At 66.7% G+C, this 14857-nt stretch carries 18 protein-coding genes; 9 read left to right on the forward strand and 9 right to left on the reverse strand.

The genetic code is table 11. The annotated features are described in order from the left end of the window. Positions 1-99 precede the first annotated feature (99 nt). The 5 genes from IX761_RS27165 to IX761_RS17270 form a co-directional block, all read right to left on the reverse strand. Positions 100-351 carry a DUF6555 family protein gene (locus IX761_RS27165; protein ID WP_228533649.1) on the reverse strand — a complete coding sequence of 84 codons (252 nt, stop codon included), beginning with the start codon at positions 349-351 and terminating at the stop codon, positions 100-102. A gap of 47 nt (positions 352-398) precedes the next feature. Beyond that, positions 399-626 (reverse strand): DUF6555 family protein, encoded by a 228-nt coding sequence (locus IX761_RS27170; RefSeq protein WP_228533651.1) that lies wholly within the window; start codon positions 624-626, stop codon positions 399-401. 115 nt (positions 627-741) lie between these two features. Continuing rightward, complete coding sequence (locus IX761_RS17260; protein ID WP_194790778.1) at positions 742-951, reverse strand: general stress protein; 210 nt, start codon at positions 949-951, stop codon at positions 742-744. Positions 952-1081: 130 nt separating this feature from the next. Next, the gene (locus tag IX761_RS17265; RefSeq protein WP_194790779.1) at positions 1082-1633 is read right to left on the reverse strand and encodes an ATP-dependent Clp protease proteolytic subunit; all 552 of its coding nucleotides are present in this window, start codon (positions 1631-1633) and stop codon (positions 1082-1084) included. A 14-nt stretch (positions 1634-1647) separates the two neighbouring features. Next, positions 1648-2043: a low affinity iron permease family protein gene (locus tag IX761_RS17270; protein ID WP_194790780.1), complete on the reverse strand. Its 396-nt coding sequence runs from the start codon at positions 2041-2043 to the stop codon at positions 1648-1650. Positions 2044-2167: 124 nt separating this feature from the next. On the opposite strand from IX761_RS17270, the gene IX761_RS17275 reads away from it, so the two are divergent. Genes IX761_RS17275 through IX761_RS17290 form a run of 4 tightly spaced genes read left to right on the forward strand, consistent with a single transcriptional unit; the run spans position 2168 to position 5563 of the window. Beyond that, entirely contained in the window at positions 2168-2965 is a 798-nt protein-coding gene (locus tag IX761_RS17275) for an endonuclease/exonuclease/phosphatase family protein (protein WP_194790781.1), read from the forward strand. Next, positions 2962-4164, forward strand: a complete 1203-nt coding sequence (gene clsB / locus IX761_RS17280) for a cardiolipin synthase ClsB (RefSeq protein ID WP_194790782.1) — start codon at positions 2962-2964, stop codon at positions 4162-4164. Before IX761_RS17275 ends, clsB begins: the two co-directional genes overlap by 4 nt. After that, complete coding sequence (locus IX761_RS17285) at positions 4164-5123, forward strand: lysylphosphatidylglycerol synthase domain-containing protein (protein ID WP_194790783.1); 960 nt, start codon at positions 4164-4166, stop codon at positions 5121-5123. The genes clsB and IX761_RS17285 overlap by 1 nt, the downstream gene beginning before the upstream one ends. Before the next feature lie 17 nt (positions 5124-5140). Further along, positions 5141-5563, forward strand: coding sequence for a hypothetical protein (locus IX761_RS17290; RefSeq protein ID WP_194790784.1), 423 nt, complete (start codon positions 5141-5143; stop codon positions 5561-5563). 183 nt (positions 5564-5746) lie between these two features. On the opposite strand, the gene IX761_RS17295 is transcribed toward IX761_RS17290, so the two are convergent. Then, positions 5747-5977 carry a metallothionein gene (locus tag IX761_RS17295; protein WP_194790785.1) on the reverse strand — a complete coding sequence of 77 codons (231 nt, stop codon included), beginning with the start codon at positions 5975-5977 and terminating at the stop codon, positions 5747-5749. Between the two features lie 183 nt (positions 5978-6160). Here IX761_RS17295 and ligD point away from each other — a divergent pair, with 183 nt between their 5' ends. From ligD to IX761_RS17320, 5 genes are read left to right on the forward strand one after another with little or no spacing between them, the layout of a single operon-like run. Further along, complete coding sequence (gene ligD, locus IX761_RS17300; RefSeq protein ID WP_194790786.1) at positions 6161-8620, forward strand: DNA ligase D; 2460 nt, start codon at positions 6161-6163, stop codon at positions 8618-8620. 23 nt (positions 8621-8643) lie between these two features. Then, positions 8644-9687 carry an acyl-CoA dehydrogenase family protein gene (locus IX761_RS17305; RefSeq protein ID WP_194790787.1) on the forward strand — a complete coding sequence of 348 codons (1044 nt, stop codon included), beginning with the start codon at positions 8644-8646 and terminating at the stop codon, positions 9685-9687. Then, the gene (locus tag IX761_RS17310) at positions 9684-10439 is read left to right on the forward strand and encodes a PIG-L family deacetylase (protein WP_194790788.1); all 756 of its coding nucleotides are present in this window, start codon (positions 9684-9686) and stop codon (positions 10437-10439) included. The genes IX761_RS17305 and IX761_RS17310 overlap by 4 nt, the downstream gene beginning before the upstream one ends. Positions 10440-10453: 14 nt before the next feature. Next, complete coding sequence (locus IX761_RS17315) at positions 10454-11053, forward strand: class I SAM-dependent methyltransferase (RefSeq protein ID WP_194790789.1); 600 nt, start codon at positions 10454-10456, stop codon at positions 11051-11053. After that, positions 11050-11712, forward strand: a complete 663-nt coding sequence (locus IX761_RS17320) for a glycosyltransferase (RefSeq protein ID WP_194790790.1) — start codon at positions 11050-11052, stop codon at positions 11710-11712. Before IX761_RS17315 ends, IX761_RS17320 begins: the two co-directional genes overlap by 4 nt. 156 nt (positions 11713-11868) lie before the next feature. Here IX761_RS17320 and IX761_RS17325 read toward each other — a convergent pair whose 3' ends face one another. The 3 genes from IX761_RS17325 to IX761_RS17335 all read right to left on the reverse strand — a co-directional run bounded on the left by IX761_RS17325 (position 11869) and on the right by IX761_RS17335 (position 14850). Further along, on the reverse strand, positions 11869-12705 hold the full coding sequence (locus IX761_RS17325) for a Ku protein (protein WP_194790791.1): 837 nt from the start codon (positions 12703-12705) through the stop codon (positions 11869-11871). A gap of 91 nt (positions 12706-12796) precedes the next feature. After that, positions 12797-13702, reverse strand: coding sequence for an SDR family oxidoreductase (locus IX761_RS17330; RefSeq protein WP_194790792.1), 906 nt, complete (start codon positions 13700-13702; stop codon positions 12797-12799). Continuing rightward, on the reverse strand, positions 13657-14850 hold the full coding sequence (locus tag IX761_RS17335; RefSeq protein WP_194790793.1) for a carboxylate-amine ligase: 1194 nt from the start codon (positions 14848-14850) through the stop codon (positions 13657-13659). Before IX761_RS17335 ends, IX761_RS17330 begins: the two co-directional genes overlap by 46 nt. Positions 14851-14857: the final 7 nt, after the last annotated feature.

Raw genomic sequence — 14857 nt, forward strand, 5'->3', positions numbered from 1 at the left:
CAGCGATGCGCCGCGCGGGCGGCGCTCGATCTTGAGGGCGCTGTAAAACCATCGGCAAGCGCTTGGTGGCCTCATGCGCTAACCGTCAATAACAACAACTCACCCTGAAACACGCCACCGAACTTCGGTAATGCCATACCGCTCCGCCATAGGCCGACTCACCTTCCGTAACTTCTCCCGCCCAAACTTGGGAATCACCCCGATCCCCGCATCACAACTGGCCCAATGCCAGGCCTCTGCATTATCCAGCCGCTCCAGCCGAATCACGAACCGCCGTGGCTGCTCATGCAGGTGATACTCGATGACGTACAACTGCNGCGGCGCTCGATCTTGAGGGCGCTGTAAAACCATCGGCAAGCGCTTGGTGGCCTCATGCGCTAACCGTCAATAACAACAACTCACCCTGAAACACGCCACCGAACTTCGGTAATGCCATACCGCTCCGCCATAGGCCGACTCACCTTCCGTAACTTCTCCCGCCCAAACTTGGGAATCACCCCGATCCCCGCATCACAACTGGCCCAATGCCAGGCCTCTGCATTATCCAGCCGCTCCAGCCGAATCACGAACCGCCGTGGCTGCTCATGCAGGTGATACTCGATGACGTACAACTGCGGACCTGGCATTACGCGGCGCCCTCCTTGTTCAATGGCCAACTGAAAACGTTGATCGGCCCTGCGCTGAATAATTCAAAAAATCGTTCACCGCCCGCTCAGCTGCGCAAGGCCCGCGCAGTTGCGGTCACGGCTTGTCCGCCCGGCCATGGCTATTGCGTCCTCCCTTGCGCCCAGCCTCCGCAGCCCGCGCCTTGTCATTGGCGAAGTTACCCCCGGAATTCTGCCCGCCCTTGTGCCCCGCCCGGGAGGCCCGTTCACGGTCATTGGCGAAATTGCCCGGGTTGGTTTCCTTGGTACCGCCACGATGGCCAGTACGCACTTGTTCTTCAGCCATGTTGCTTCTCCTTTGCCCGTTCATTGCACGCGGCACGAAAACCTGGCCACGCACTGATTGCGAACCCCGTACCCAGGCAACTGCTCAAAGCCGATGACAAGGTTCTGACGAATGGCACCTTCATGCGCACTCAGGCATGCACGCTCCACTGCGTGGCATCCGCCGCGATCGGCAGTTCGTCAATGGCATGGATCATCCCGCTGGCCAACGCCTCCTCCGGCCCCAGGATGCGCGGGTAGGCCATCAGGTAGCGCGTCACATCCAGCACGTCTTCCGCGCCCTGGGTACGTTCGGCGACGATCTGCGCATACAGCCGCAGGTCGTAGTCCAGGCTCATGGCGTACTCGGCCATGCGCGCATGGTCCACCGATCCATGAAGCGTCCAGTGGAACGGGTGGAACAGAAACTTGCTCAAGGCACAGGCGGTACGGTGTTCGCCCGCCAGGAACAGGATATTGCCCATCGACTCGACCGTGCCCAGGTTATGGGTGTGCACCGGCACCGGCAGCGAGCGCAGGAAGTTGTACAGGGTGAAGCCGTAGCTGCACTCACCGCCCATGGTGGCGATATTGACCTGCAGCAGCTCGGCGCCCTGCTGCAACGCCCGTGAGCAGGTGTTGATCAGGTTGCCACAGGTCGATGAATTGATCGGGCCGGTGTAGTGGATGATGTGCCTGGCCATGCCGTCCTCCTCGCTCAGTCACGGTTGTCCTTGGCCGGAGCATCGTCGCCCGGCGCCTGCTGGTCGTGTTCGCCCATCAGCTGGTACTGCTTGCGCAAGGCGTGCAGCTCGGCCGGGCCCATGTCTTCGAGGTCCAGCAACGCCTTGTGCGCGCGCTGGGTAGTGCGCAGCAGTTCGTCGATCTTTATGTGCAACTCGTCGTTGTCGCGGTTCTGGGTGTTCTGGATCAGGAACACCATCAGGAAGGTGATGATGGTGGTCGAGGTGTTGATCACCAGTTGCCAGGTGTCGTTGAAGTCGAACAGCGGGCCACTGACGGCCCAGAACACGATCAATAGCAGGGCCACGGCGAACGTCAGGGGGCGACCGCTCCAGTTGGCCAGCCATTGGGCGAAACGATCGAATTTCATCGCAAGATCTCCTGCGCATTAACGACCCGACATGCGGTGGAGGCCCCAGGGCGGTGCAAAGTTCCGAAGGCTCCACTGGTCATTCCTGCTGAACCCTGCCCCCAGCCGCCCGGTCGTTACTGGAATGGACGAACCAAAGGAAGCCTCTGTGAACGAACCCCTGCCCCGCCACGGTTGCGTGATCGACAAGGTGGCCGCCGTGCAGCAGCTGACGGTGCTGACCCTCAACGTGCACAAGGGTTTCACTCTGTTCAACCGGCGTTTCATCCTCCCCGAGCTGCGCGAGGCGGTACGCGCAACCGGCGCCGACCTGGTGTTTCTCCAGGAGGTGCATGGCAGCCATGCCCAGCACGCGCAGCGCCATCCAGCCTGGCCTCAGGCGCCCCAATACGAGTTCCTCGCCGACAGCATGTGGCCGCAGTTCGCCTATGGACGCAACGCCGTCTACCCCCACGGTGACCACGGCAACGCACTGCTGTCCAAGTTCCCCATCGCCGCCCACGACAACCTCGATGTGTCGATCCATGGCAACGAGCAACGTGGGCTGCTGCACTGTCGCCTGCAGGTACCCGGGCATGAGCAGGTCCACGCCATCTGCGTGCACCTGGGGCTGCGTGAAACGCACCGCCAGCGCCAGCTGCGCCTGCTGCTGGCGCTGCTCGACAGCCTGCCCGCGCAGGCCCCGGTGATCGTCGCCGGCGACTTCAACGACTGGCGCCTGAAGGGCGACGCGCTGCTGAGCGGGCACTTGGTGGAAGCGTTCGGCAGCCCGGCGCGCAGCTTCCCGGCGCGCTTGCCGCTGTTGCGCCTGGACCGCATCTACCTGCGCAACGCCCGCGCCTGTGACGCCAGGGTGCTGACCCGCTACCCCTGGTCGCACTTGTCCGACCATGCCCCGCTGGTGGCGCAGGTGTCCCTATGAACGACCACTGGAGCGAGGGCAACCACGTCGAACTGCTGGTCAACGGCGAGCAGTACTACCCGCGGGTGTTCGCCGCCATCGCCGAGGCGCGCGAGGAGATCCTGCTGGAGACCTTCATCATCTACGACGACAAGGTGGGCCAGCCGCTGCGCCAGGCGCTGATCGATGCTGCCCGGCGCGGCGTACGGGTGGAGGTGGCGGTGGACGGCTATGGCACGGCCGACCTGGGTGACGAATTCATCGCCTCGCTGACCGAGGCCGGCGTGCACTTCCATGCGTTCGACCCGCAGCCGCGCCTGGCCGGCATGCGCACCAACCTGTTCCACCGCCTGCACCGCAAGATCCTGCTGATTGATGGCCGCCGCGCGTTCATCGGCGGCCTCAACTACAGCGCCGACCACCTGGGCGATTTCGGTCCGCAGGCCAAACAGGACTATGCCGTCGAGGTCACCGGCCCTGTGGTGGCCCAGGTGCATGCCTCCAGCTGCCGGCTGCTCGCCCCGGTGCTGGCGTCGCCCAGCACGGTCCGGCCAGTGCCGACGCCCAGCGGCCAGGCCTCGGCGTTGCTGGTGGAGCGCGACAACCATCACCACCGCAACGACATCGAAGCCCACTACCTGCACGTGTTCCGCCAGGCCCGCCAGCGCATCGTGGTGGCCAATGCCTACTTCTTCCCCGGCTACCGGTTGCTGCGCGAGCTGCGCAATGCCGCCCGGCGAGGCGTTCAGGTGACCCTGATCCTCCAGGGCCAGCCCGACATGCGCTGGGTGCGGGCACTCTCACGGCTGCTTTACAACTACCTGCTGCGCGACCAGGTACGCATCCACGAGTACTGCCAGCGCCCGCTGCACGGCAAGGTGGCGCTGGTGGACGACGACTGGGCCACCGTCGGGTCGAGCAACCTCGACCCGCTGAGCCTGTCGTTCAACCTGGAGGCCAACCTGATGATCCGCGACCGCGCCTTCAACCACGGCTTGCACCAGCACCTGATGCAGCTGGTCGAGCAGCAGTGCAAGGCGGTGACCCTCGAGCGCATGGTGCGCGGCTACTGGTGGCGCGCCCCGCTGATCTTCCTGGGCTTCCACCTCACCCGTTATTTCCCGCGCATCGCCGGCTGGTTCCCGGCGCACCGGCAACGGCTCACGTCGCTGCAACCCGATAGCGATACCCCAGCCAGCTATAACGGGGGCAAGACCTGATGGACGGCAAACGCTGGAAGACCTGGGGCAAGCGCCTGGCTACCCTGCTGTTCCTTGTGCTGATCCCGACCCTGCTGTTCCTGCTGGCCCGCAACCTGGACTGGCACGAGGTGCACCAGTCGTTGCTGGCTTACAAACCCGGCACCTTGGCGCTTGGGCTAGGCCTGGCCTTGTGCAGTTACCTGGTGTTCGCCAGCTACGACCTGCTGGCCCGCGCCTACACCGGGCATGGGTTGCCGGCCCGCCAGGTGCTGCCGGTGGCGTTCGTCTGCTACGCCTTCAACCTCAATTTCACCACCTGGGTCGGCGGCGTAGCCCTGCGCTACCGGCTCTATGGCCGCCTGGGGCTGGACACCGCAACCATCACCCGCATCCTCACCCTGGGGCTGCTGACCAACTGGATGGGCTACCTGCTGCTGGCGGGCAGCGTGTTCGCTGCGGGCTTCGTCAAGTTGCCGGCCAGCTGGGCGGTGGGCGCCGGCGGCCTGCGCCTGATCGGCGTGCTGATGGTGGCGGTCGCCCTGGGTTACCTGCTGGCCTGCGCCTTCGCCACACGCCGCACCTTCAGCCTGCGCGGCCACGAGGTCACCCTGCCCTCGTTGCGCCTGTCGCTGTGCCAGCTAGCCCTGGGCGCGAGCAACTGGGCGTTGATGGCGGCGCTGATCCACCTGCTGCTGCCCAGCGAGCTGTTCTATCCCTCGGTGCTGGGGGTGTTGCTGATCAGCTGCATCGCCGGGGTGGTAGCGCACATCCCGGCCGGGCTGGGGGTGTTGGAAACCGTGTTCCTCGCCCTGCTCCACGGCCAGCTTGGACAAGGCACGTTGGTCGCAGCGCTGCTCGGCTACCGCACGCTGTATTACCTGATCCCGCTGCTGTTGGCAGTGCTCACCTACCTGTTGCTGGAAAAGCGCGCCCGGCATTTGCGCCAACACCGCCAGGCGGCAGCACAGAAACCCTGAAACTGTGGAGGTGACCCATGCGAATCGTGTTCATGCTGCTCCTGCTCGGCGCCGGGCTGCCCGCGTTGGCGGATGATTGCGAAGTGTTCAACCGCTCCTCCAGCAGTGCGGTGCAGCCGGTGGTGCAACACAGTTGCTACAGCTTCACCGGCATGCCGGCCGAAGCCATCGCCTGGTCGTGCAGCAACGAGAGCAAGGCCATGGTCAGCAGCGACAAGCGCCGGGTACCGCGCTGCGCCGATGGCAGCCTGGGCCGCTGCATCGCGCCCTTGACCCAGGAGGCCTTGGCCAACCCTGAGGCCACCGGCCGTGACCAGCCCTCGACCCGCCCGGCGTTGCCCGACGATGCGCGGGTCATCACCTACTACTACGACACCCCGAGCCTGGCCCAGGCCCGCAGCGACTGCGAACGTGCCGATGGGCTGTGGCAGGCCCATTGAAGCCTGTAGGAGCGGCCTTGTGCCGCGAAGGCCGCAAAGCGGCCCCGGCAGTCTTGAGGTGTACTTGAAATCCTTGGGGCCGCTACGCGGCCCATTCGCGGCACGAGGCCGCTCCTACAGGGGACGTGCAAGCTTCATGGTGGGAGGCTTGCCGGCGATGGGCCGCAGAGCGGCCCGGTGGTTTCACGGCGAAATCGGGTCGCTCGCCGGGAAGGTCTCGTCCAGCGCATTGTCCACGCTGGCCTCGTTGGGTTGGCTGGCCTCGCCGCATTTGCAGTCCGCCATGCGGCAGGGTTCGCCATGACGGTGGCCACTGGCGCACGCCTCACAGCAGTAGGCCTTGCCGTCCTGCACCAGGGCATTGGCGTCCACGGTGCAGGAACAGTGGTGACAGGCACAGCGTTGCTCGTTCATCACGGTTTCTCCTGGTTCTGTTCATCGATCACATCGTCGGTCCATGCCGGCTCTGCATCGAAGGTTCATCCAGTCGACTGCACCGATGGGCCAATGATTCAGCGTTTTTCCCAGGCGGCTTTTTGAACTCTGCCCGCCCCCGCCGCCTCCCAATTCAAACACCCGGCCCCTTCGGAGCCCGCCATGGCCAAGCCCCTGCAGGACTACCAGCGCAAGCGCGACTTCAACGCCACCCCCGAGCCCGCCGGCAAACGTGGCCGTAGCCGCCAGGCCCATGCGCTGCAGTACTGCATCCAGAAACACGACGCCAGCCACCTGCATTACGACTTTCGCCTGGAGCTCGATGGCACCCTGAAAAGCTGGGCGATCCCCAAGGGCCCGTCACTGGACCCCAAGGTGCGCCGCCTGGCCGTGCACGTGGAAGACCATCCGCTGGACTACGCCGACTTCGAAGGGCATATCCCCGAAGGCCACTACGGCGCAGGCGACGTGATCGTCTGGGACCGGGGTATCTGGGAGCCCGAGGGCGACCCTCGCCAGGGCTATGCCAAGGGCAAGCTGCGCTTTCGTTTGCAGGGCGAGAAACTCTCGGGCACCTGGAACCTGTTCCGCACCCACCTGGCCGGCAAGAAGGAGCAGTGGATGCTGGTCAAGTCCAACGACGAACAGGCCCGCGGCGCAGACGCCTACGACATTCTCCAGGCCCAGCCCGACAGCGTGCTCAGCGACCGCACGCTGGTGCCGAGTCAGGCCGGCATGGCCAAGCCCGCGCGCAAGGCACGCAAGGCCACTTTGCCGCAGCGGCTGGAGCCGCAGCTGGCCACCCTGGTGGACGCTCCGCCCAGCGGCGACTGGCGCTACGAGGTCAAGTTCGACGGCTATCGCATGCTCGCCCGCATTGACGGTGATGACGTGCGCCTGTTCACCCGCAATGGCCATGACTGGAGCGCCAGGATGCCCAGCCAGATTGCCGCGCTGCGGGCCCTGGGGCTGGATTCAGCCTGGCTCGACGGTGAGATGGTGGTGGCCGACGACAACGGCGTGGCGGACTTCCAGGCCCTGCAGAATGCCTTCGACAGCGGCCAGGACGCGGGCATCCGCTATTACCTGTTCGACTTGCCCTACCTGGGCGGCGCCGACCTGCGTCCGTTGCCGCTGAGCCAGCGCCGCGAGGCGCTGGAACAGCTGCTGGAACACAATGCGTCTGAGCTGCTCACGTTTTCCGCTACCTTCGACCAACCCGTGGACGCGCTGCTTGACAGCGCCTGCCGGCTGCAACTCGAAGGCCTGATCGGCAAGCGTGCCGACAGTTCCTATGTGGGCCGACGCAGCAGCGACTGGATCAAGCTCAAGTGCAAGCAGCGCCAGGAGTTCGTGATCGTCGGCTACACCGACCCCAAGGGCAGCCGCACGGCCTTCGGTGCCTTGCTGCTGGCCCTGCACGACCCCGACAAGGGCGAGCTGCGCTATGCCGGCAAAGTCGGCACTGGCTTCAGCGCCACCACATTGGCCAGCCTCCACGCCCGTCTCAAACCCCTGGAAACGGCCAAGCCCGCACTGGCCAACCCGCCGACCGGCAGCGAAGCCCGCGGTGTGCACTGGCTCAAGCCGCACCTGCTGGCCGAGGTCGCGTATGCGCAGATGACCCGCGAAGGCATCGTGCGCCACTCGGTGTTCCATGGCCTGCGCGACGACAAGCCCGCCACCGCCATCGACCTGGAGCGCGCCATGCCTTCCCGCCCAGCGACCAAGACCCAGCGCGGTGCGCTGGGCAACCTGCGCCTGACCCACCCTGACCGGGTGATCGACGCCACCACCGGCACCACCAAGCGCCAGGTCGCCGAGTACTACGCCCAGGTCGCACAAAAGCTGCTGCCGCAGCTCAAGGACCGCCCCGTGGCCCTGGTGCGCGCACCCGACGGCCTGGCCGGGGAGCTGTTCTTCCAGAAGAACGCCGGTCAGTTGCACCTGCCCGGTGTGGTCACCTACACCAAGGCCCAGGCTGGCCAGGGGGCGATGCTGCTCAATCGCGCCGACAGCCTGCTGGGCGCGGTGCAGATGAACATGCTCGAGTTGCACACCTGGAACGCCACCGCCAAGGATTTCGAGCGCCCCGACCGTTTCATCCTCGACCTCGACCCCGACCCGGCACTGCCGTGGAAGGCCATGCTCGAAGCCACCCAGCTCACCCTGACCCTGCTCGACGAACTGGGGCTGAAGGTGTTCCTCAAGACCAGTGGCGGCAAGGGCATGCACCTGGTGGTGCCGCTGACCCGGCGTGCCGGCTGGGACGAGGTCAAGGACTTCAGCCACGCCATCGTCGAGCACCTGGCTGGGCTATTCCCCGAGCGCCTGAGCGCCGTGTCGGGGCCAAAAAACCGGGTCGGGCGGATCTTCATCGACTACCTGCGCAACGGTAAAGGCGCTACCACCGTCTCGGCTTACTCGCTGCGCGCCCGCGATGGCCTGCCGGTGTCGGTACCGATCTGGCGCGAGGAGCTGGACCAGCTCAAAGGCGCCAACCAGTGGCATGTCGGCAACCTGCACGAGCGCTTGGGCGAAGTGGATGACCCGTGGGCGCAGATGGGCAAGGTGCGCCAGTCGATCACCGCGCGCATGCGCAAGCAACTTGGGCTGGCCTGACAGCAACCAGGGGGAACCCATCGATGAGCATCGTCCAGGACTTCGACCTGACCCACCTCGACCGCCTGCTGCGCCACTTCAGCGCCCGCCCCCAGGCGCTCGACCTCGACACCCGGCTACCCGAACTGCTGCAAGCGCTGCAGGCCGATCACCTCGACCTGCTGCCGCTGCCCGGCCAGGGCCACACGCTACAACGCTGGCAGACACTGGCGCGGGTGGCCGGTTGCGACCTGTCGCTGGCCAAGCTCTATGAGGGGCATACCGACGCCCTGGCGATCCTTGCCGAGTGCCACGCGGCGCACAGGGTGGGCGACGGCATCTGGGGCGTGTGGGCGGCCGAGCCACCGGACGCGCGGGCGCGCATTGTCGCCCGCGACGGCGATCAGGTCCGTTTGCAGGGGCGCAAGGCCTGGTGTTCCGGCGCGCTGCAGATCGACCGTGCGCTGATCACCGCCTGGGCCGCCGACGACCAGCCGCAACTGGTGGCCATCGAGTTGTCGCACCCCGGCCAGCGGATCCGGGCTGACCATTGGCAGGCCCTGGGCATGGCCACCACCACCAGCGTGGAGATCGACTTCGACGACGCCCCCGGCATCGCCATCGGTGCCCCGGGGCAATACCTGTCGCGCCCGGGCTTCTGGCACGGCGGCGGAGGCATCGCCGCCTGCTGGTACGGCGCCGCCGAGGCGCTGGCCGATTACCTGCGCGAACACTGCCGCAAGCCGCGCCCCGACCCGCATGCCGATGCGCATCTGGGCGCCGTGGATGCCGCGCTTTACGGTGCCCGCGCCGCGCTGCGCGAATGCGCCGCCTGGATCGACCGCCAGCCCGGCGCCGACGCCGGTTTCGAAGTGCGCCGCACCCGCGCCCAGGTGGAACAGGCGGTCGACCAGGTGATCCACCACGTCGGCCGCGCCCTGGGCGCCACACCGTTCTGCCGCAACAGCCATTTCGCCCGGCTCAGCGCCGACCTGCCGGTGTACTTGCGCCAGAGCCATGCCGAGCGCGACCTGGCGCAACTGGGCCAACAGGTGGCCGAAGTACCGGCGGGGGCCTGGCAGCTATGAGCGACGATCTGATCCAAACCAGCCAGAGCACGTCTTGTAGTGCCTGGCAACAGTCCGCGCACCTGGCCCGCGCTGGCTGGCTGACGCCCGAACAACTGTGCCCGCCGGGCCGCAGGCTGGTGCTGGTGGCGCCGCACCCGGACGACGAGATCCTCATGGCCGGCGGCTTGCTCGCCGGCTTCGGCGGCCGCGAACAGGACCTGCTGCTGATCTCCGCCAGCGACGGCGAGGCCAGCCATCCGCACTCCCGGCACTGGAGCGAGCACCGCCTGCGCCGCCAGCGCCCGCAGGAAAGTCGCCATGCCCTGCAACAGCTCAATCTTGACCTGACTCAGCTGGACTGGCGCCGGCTCAATCTCAAGGACGGCGCCCTGGCGCGTGACGAAGCGTTCCTGGTCAACCACCTCAACCAACTGCTCAAGCCTGACGACTTGCTGCTGTGCACCTGGCGCGGCGATGGCCATGCCGACCACGAAGCGGTCGGCCGCGCCTGCGCCCAGGCCGCCCAGGCGCGCAAGGCCCAGCTGGTTGAAGCGCCGGTCTGGGCCTGGCATTGGGCCGCGCCGGAGGACAACCGCTTGCCCTGGCCGCGCGCCCACCGGGTGCAGCTCGACGAAACCCGCCTGGCGCGCAAGCGCGCGGCGCTGGCCGCCCATGCCAGCCAGCTGGAGCCCGACGGCGAACACCCGCCCGTGCTGCCGGCGCGCCTGGTGGAATGCCTGCTGCAGCCTTTCGAACTGGTCTTTGTATGAAGGAAAGCCTGCCCATGAGCCTCGATGCGCGGTACTTCGCCGACCTGTATGCCGAAAACGACGATCCTTGGGCATTTCGCACCCGCTGGTACGAACGGCGCAAGCGCGACTTGCTGCTGGCCAGCCTGCCGCGTCAGTGCTATGGGCGTATCTTCGAACCCGCCTGCGCCAATGGCGAGCTCAGTGCGCTGCTCGCCGAGCGCTGCAGCGAATTGCTGTGCCAGGACATCGACCCCACCGCCGTCGCCCTCGCCCGCCAGCGCCTGGCGGGGGTACGCCATGCCCGCGTCGAACAGGCGCGCTTGCCCAGCGACTGGCCGGGCGGGCAGTTCGACCTGGTGGTGCTGAGTGAGGTCGGCTATTACCTGGGCCCCACCGACTGGTTGCAGGTGATCGAACGCGCAGTGGCCAGCCTCGCCCCCGACGGCGCCCTGCTCGCCTGCCATTGGCTTCACCCGATCATCGGCTGCCCGCAGGGAGGGCGCCAGGTGCATGAGGCGCTGGCCCGTCACCTGCCCTTGTATCCGCTGCTGCGCCATGAAGAGGCGGATTTTTTGCTCGAATACTGGTCGTGCCAGCCCAGCGTGGTCGACCTCGACGAGAGCTGCCCGTGATCGCGGTGGTGATCCCCGCCCACAACGAGGCTCGGCGCCTTGGCCATTGCCTGCGCGCGGTGCAACTGGCCGCCCGGGAGGCGCGGGCCGCGGGGCTCGAGGTGGAGATCCTGGTGGTGCTCGACCGTTGCCGCGATGCCAGCCTTGCCATTGCCCGGCGCCACGGCGTGCACCTGCTGGAACTTGACGCAGGCAATGTCGGTATCGCCCGCCGCGCGGGCGCTGCATTGATGCTCGAGCGCGGCGCCCGATGGCTGGCCTTTACCGACGCTGACAGCCGTGTGCCGCACCATTGGCTGCTGTCGCAAGTGCAATGGCATGCCGATGCGGTGTGCGGCACAGTACATATCGATCGCTGGCAGCCGTGGCAAGGCGCGGCCGTGCGTGCCCTGTACCGCAGCCGCTACGACGCACGCGAGGGGCATCGGCATATCCATGGGGCCAACCTTGGGGTCTGTGCCAGCGCCTATGAGCGGGTCGGGGGTTTCCTGCCGCTGCCCGCCCATGAGGATGTGCACCTGGTGTTGGCGCTACAGGCCAGTGGCGCGCACATCGTTTGGACTGCGATGCACAGCGTGGCGACCAGCAGCCGGCGGGACAGCCGGGCACCGCAAGGTTTTGGGGATTACCTGCGAGGGTTGGAGGAGCAGCTTTTGTAGGAGCGGCCTTGCCGGGGCGCCGGACCGGTCGGAAAGGGCTGCGCAAGCAGCCCCAGCCATGTTTACCAATCAACAGAATCCTGGGGCCGCTTCGCAGCCCTTTCCGACCGGTCCGGCGCCCCGGCAAGGCCGCTCCTACAAAGGCCCAGCAGATGCTCAGGACGCCTTGCGCGTGCGCTTGGGCGCGGGGGACTTGGGCTTGGCCTTGCCACCCAGGCTACGTTTGAGCAGCTCGGTGAGGTCAACGATATCGGCGCTCTTGGCGGCCGTCTCGCCTTGCGCTTTTTCCACCGTCGCAATCTTGCCTTTGCTGGCCTTCTCCTCGACCAGGTCCATGATCGTCTGGCGAAATGCGTCGTGATACTGCCCCGGCGCCCACGCCCCGCTCATGTCCTCCACCAGCCGCTTGGCCATGTCCAGTTCGCGCTTGTCGACCTTGACCGCAGTCACGCTCTTGTCCAGCTCGAGGGTTTCGAGCCCGCGCACCTCGTCGGGCCAGCGCAGGGTGATCATCACCAGTGCCTCCTCCAGCGGGCGCAGCAGCGCCAGGTGCTGGCGGGTGTGCAGCACCACGGTGGCCAAGGCCACCTTGCCGGTCTTGTCCAGGGTTTCGCGCAACAGCGCGTAGACCTTGCCGCCGCGCCGATCGGGGCTCAGGTAGTACGGTGTGTCGAAGTGCTGCAAGGGGATCTCGCCGGCATCGACGAAACTGAAGATATCGATGGTCTGGGTCGCCTCGGGCCGGGCCTTGCGGATCTCCTCCTCGCTGATCACCACGTAGCGGCCCTTCTCGTACTCCACGCCCTTGACCACGTGCGCCTTGTCGATCTCCTTGCCGGTGACCTTGTTCACCCGCTTGTAGCCCACCGGCTCCATGCTGCGCTGGTCCAGCCAGTCGAAGTCGATGCGCTCGCTACGTACTGCGGTGCTGAGCGAGACGGGGATGTGCACGAGGCCGAAGCTGATCGCGCCTTTCCAGATTGCCCTGGCCATTGGCTTGGCTCCTGTGTGTAGAACGCGGCCCTGCACAGGCCCCTTACAGCAACTGACTGCACCGTGCCGTGAAGGTTTTGCCCGGTTGGCCCTACGGCAGTGGGTTGCCACCGGTAACGCCGAACACTTCGCCGGTGATGTAGCTCGACTCCTGGCTGGCCAGCAGCACGTACAACGGCGCACATTCGGCGGGCTGGCCCGGGCGCTTGTAGGGGGTGTGGGCACCGAACTCGGGGATTTTCTCCGGCGGCTGGCCGCCGCTGGGTTGCAGCACGGTCCAGATCGGCCCCGGGGCCACGGCGTTGACGCGGATGCCGCGCTCGATCACCTGCTTGGCCAGGGCCTTGGTGAAGCCGACGATGGCGGCTTTGGTGGTGGCGTAGTCGAGCAAGGTGGCCGACGGCTGGTATGACTGGATCGACGCAGTGTTGATGATGGTCGCCCCCGCCGGCATCAGCGGCACCGCCGCCTGGCACAGCCAGAACAGCGCATAGACGTTGGTCTTGAGGGTGTGGTCGAACTGGGTGTGGCTGATCTGGCCGATTTCCTTGCGCGCCTTCTGCTTGCCGGCGACGTTGACCAGGATATCCAGGCCGCCGAGCTGCTCGTGGGCCTGGTCGACCAGCTGGCTGCAAAAGCGCGGGTCCTTGAGGTCGCCGGGCATGGCCAGGGCCTTGCGGCCCTCGGCCTCGATCAGTTGCACCACTTCGCGGGCGTCGCGCTCCTCGGTGGGCAAGTAGTTGAGGGCGATGTCGGCGCCTTCACGGGCAAAGGCAATGGCCACCGCCCGGCCGATGCCGGAATCGGCGCCGGTGATCAGTGCACGGCGCCCGACCAGGCGCCCCAAGCCCTTGTAGGTGTTTTCACCGTGATCCGGCTTGGGCTTCATTTCAGCGTCCAGCCCCGGCGCAGCCTGGCCCTGGGCCGGGAATGGCGGGTGGGGGTACTGGGTCAGGGGGTTTTGCAGGCTGTACTGGTCATGGGGTTTGCTGGCCATGGGAGAGGCTCCTGTGCTGGGTGTGAGGTCGGTATTGCATCTGCCTCGCGCAGCACCTGCGTCACCACGGCCCGCAGCGCATGGCGCTGGTCGAGGCCCTGCCGGCGGGCCTCGGCGAGGGTAGCAAGCTGGCGTTCGGCGCTGGTACCTTCGCGCAGGATGCGCGCGCAATGGTTGAAGGCGCGCTCGGCATCAAGGGTGGCTGCGGGCAGTTCGGCGCGCAGCTGCGCCAGCCAGCCTTCGGCATTCACCGGTTGTTGCTGATCTACGCCGATGAACCTGCCCTGGCGGCCATAACGGCACGCGCGCCAGTAGTTCTCCTGGGTGATCCAGCGCAGTTCCCGGGTGATCCGTGAGGCAACGCCGCGGGGCGCCGCGCACTGTTCGACCAGATGGCGAAACAATCCGGCAATGGCGAGGCCATCCTCCAGCCGGGGGCAGGCGTCGCAGATGCGCAGCTCCACGGTGGGAAAGCGCCGTGACGGGCGCACTGCCCACCAGAAATCGCCGTCGGCGGCCAACACGCCGGTACGTTGCAACAGGGCGCGGTAGCGCTGGTAGGCGGCCCAGTCGGGCAGTGGCTCGGGCAACCCCATGTGCGGCCACTCGCCGCACACCACCCGGCGATAGCTCTGGTAGCCGGTGGCGTGGCCGCACCACAGCGGTGACGAGGTGCTGAGCACCAGCAGCAATGGCAGCCAGTACAGCAAACGGTTGATCAGACCCATGCGATCGCAGCCGGCGGGCACACCGACGTGCACATGCAGGCCGCTCAGCAAGCTGCGCCGGGCCACCCATTGATAGTCGTCGAACAGCTGGCGAACGTGGGGCGAACCGCGCGGGTGCTGACGCAGCCAGTGGGCACTGGGGTGGCTGGCAGCGCAGTACAGGCCCGCGCCCTCCTCGGCCAGCAGGCCGATCAGGCGTTGCCGGTGTTCACCCAGGCATTCGCTGGCCTGGTGCAGGTTGTCGAATACGGGCGAGGCAAGCTCGATCTGGCAGTGGAACATCTCTTCGGCGAAGTACGCGCCCAGCGCCTGTTGGCAGCGCCGCGCCAGCGCGTGGGAGGGCCTGGCCAGTACCCGCCCACTGGCGAGGTCGACCAGCAAGTATTCCTCCTCGATGCCGAACGTGCACGCCGCGCCCATGGCCATG

Source organism: Pseudomonas sp. UFMG81, assembly GCF_015354575.1.
Classification (GTDB): Bacteria; Pseudomonadota; Gammaproteobacteria; order Pseudomonadales; family Pseudomonadaceae; genus Aquipseudomonas.